Raw genomic sequence first — 2,302 nt, 5'->3', positions numbered from 1 at the left:
TTCACCGACCTGGATAGCAAACGCGAGGACCTGCCTGCCTACAGCCCTCATCTGAAGGGCACGGTGGAGAACCTCAACCGGTGCGTGGACCGCATGCTCTTCGCCGTCCTGCCTGGCTACACCCTCACCCCCAAGCCCCGACCCGCCAAGAAGAAGCCCGCCCCTGACGAGCCGGTTCCGCTGACCTTCGCCGAGTTCACCGCCGAGGTCCTCGACTGGGCGCGGTGGTGGAACACCGAGCACCGCCCAGCCGGCCTGAACGGCCGGACTCCCCTGGAGGCCTGGCAGGCTGACCCCACACCCGTCTCGGACGTCCCCGAGGCCGCGTTGTGGGGGCTGATGCTGGAGGACGACGGCCGGGTGCGGAAGCTGAGCAGCCACGGGGTGCGCTGGCGCGGCCGGGACTACCTCGGTGCGTGGATGGCCGGCCAGGCAGGGCGCAGCGTCCGGATCCGGCACATGCCCCACCACGATCACGAGATCGAGGTCTGCGACCCGGCCGGCCGCCACCTGGGCACTGCCCACCTCGCGGACGCCGCCACCCCCGAACAGCTCGACGAGCTGCGCCGAACCCGCACCGTGCGGGCCCGCCGCCTGCGCGAGGAAGCCAAAAAGGCGGAGGCCTTGCGCCGACAGCGCTTCGCACCAGCCACCGCGCCCACGCCCGCGCAGCGCCTGGGCGCTGTCACGGCAGCCGAAGCCGACCAGGAACTCATGACGTCCGCTGGCAGCGACATGGCCGCGTTGGCCCTGCCGGACCTCATCCCGCCCGCCCCGCCGCCCGACGACTGGAACACCCCAGCCTCCCTGCGCCCCGCCGCCCGAGAAGAGAAGCGATGACGAGCCAGCTGCCGCCGCGGGAGACCGATCACTACACCCAGCTCGCGGACGCGGCGGTCGTCACGACCCGCGCGCTCCTGGCGGCCCGGGAGAACATCGCGGACACGATCGAGGCCAGGGCGATGATGTGCCTCCATGGTCCGGCTGGCGTCGGCAAGACGCTCGCCGTGAACGTCTGCCTGCGCGAGCGGGAGCGGACACGTGGCGAGGAGGTCTGCCGGATCGCCTTCCGCGCCCGTCCCACCGCCCGCGCGGTGCGCCACGAACTCTTCGCCGCGCTCGGTCTGCCGGGCGAACCGCCGCGTCACCCGTCCGAGTTCGATCGGCTGCTTCTGGACTCGCTGGCTGCGCAGCCGCGTACGCTGGTCGTGGACGAAGCTCAGTGGCTCAATCGAGAGACGTTCGAATACTTCCGGTACGTCTGGGACCACCCGTACTCGCAGGTCGCGATCGTTTTCGCCGGCGGCGAGGGGGCGCACACGGTGTTGCGGAAGGAGCCGATGCTCTCCTCACGCATCTTCATCTGGCAGCACCTCACCAAGCTCACACCGGAGGAAGTTCAGCAGGTCATCCCGCTCTACCACCCCGTCTGGGCACAGACCGATCCCGCGGACATCGCCTTCGCCGACCGCCACGCGGCACACGGCAACTTCCGGAACTGGGCCAGACTCACTGCCCACACCCTGACCGCACTCGAACAGACAGGCCGCGACCACCCTGACCAAGAAGTGCTCCGCTGGGCCTTCAGCAAGCTGGGCAGCTGACACCCCCACGCAGTCCCACGATCGCGACAGCAGGGTGATCGGCGAGGTAGCGGTGCAACCCACTGGTTCCAAAGTTCATCCTGAACGAGAAATGAAGCATCGGCTGGCTCGGGTAGGTTGTCCGTATGGCTGATGCTTCCGACTACGAGAAGGCCATGCCCCGGGTTCAGGAACACGTGGCGCGGTTCGAGAAGGCTCTGACCGAGATCCGTGCGACGCATGCTGGCAGACCGGCGCCGGAGGCGAAGGAAGCCCTCCTGGCCGCTGGTGAGAGGTATGGCGTGCGCATCGCCAACGAGGTCGCGCAGGACGCGGCCGAACGCATCGCTGACGGCACGTTGTAGACAACCAGACCCAGATACAGCCTTCAGACAGGAACCCAGCGCAGCACCGGGTTGCCGTTGCCAGCCGCCCGCGGAGCGGGCTTGTCCTGTAGGCGAAGCCGGAAGGGCCAGGTGGGGGAGCGAAGCGGACGCACCCAACAGGCCGGAGGCCTGAACCTCGTGAAACGAGGTCACCTCCCGCGCGAAGCACGGGAGGTCTGGCCTGGCGAAGCCAGGCCAGTGGGGGTGAAGCGAAGCGGAACCCCAACACCAGTCCGAAGCGAAGCGAAGGACCCGGCCCGAAGGGCCGGCCCTGGCTCGGCGAAGCCGAGCCCCGCCGAGCGCAGCGAGGCGGTTCGCTGGCACAGCGCGCAG

General features: G+C 69.2%; 3 protein-coding genes. All 3 read left to right on the top strand.

Annotation, left to right across the window (positions count from 1 at the left end; translation table 11 throughout):
• On the top strand, nt 1-840 hold an 840-nt coding region (locus ACSHWO_RS38240), incomplete at its 5' end, for a Mu transposase C-terminal domain-containing protein (RefSeq protein WP_438319848.1).
• Nucleotides 837-1,604, top strand: coding sequence for an AAA family ATPase (locus ACSHWO_RS38235; protein WP_438319847.1), 768 nt, complete (start codon nt 837-839; stop codon nt 1,602-1,604). The genes ACSHWO_RS38240 and ACSHWO_RS38235, both read left to right, overlap by 4 nt.
• 125 nt (nt 1,605-1,729) lie before the next feature.
• Nucleotides 1,730-1,948, top strand: a complete 219-nt coding sequence (locus ACSHWO_RS38230; protein WP_438319846.1) for a hypothetical protein — start codon at nt 1,730-1,732, stop codon at nt 1,946-1,948.
• Nucleotides 1,949-2,302 lie beyond the last annotated feature (354 nt).

Source organism: Streptomyces pallidus (ex Mingjun et al. 2026) (assembly GCF_051550185.1).
Taxonomy (GTDB): Bacteria; Actinomycetota; Actinomycetes; order Streptomycetales; family Streptomycetaceae; genus Streptomyces.
This window is presented reverse-complemented; position numbering and strand designations above follow the sequence as displayed.

What these genes read in the sequence shown, in the direction of transcription:
- ACSHWO_RS38235 (WP_438319847.1), top strand. Translation starts at nt 837, where the DNA reads ATGACGAGCCAGCTGCCGCCGCGGGAGACCGATCACTACACCCAGCTC.
- ACSHWO_RS38230 (WP_438319846.1), top strand. Translation starts at nt 1,730, where the DNA reads ATGGCTGATGCTTCCGACTACGAGAAGGCCATGCCCCGGGTTCAGGAA.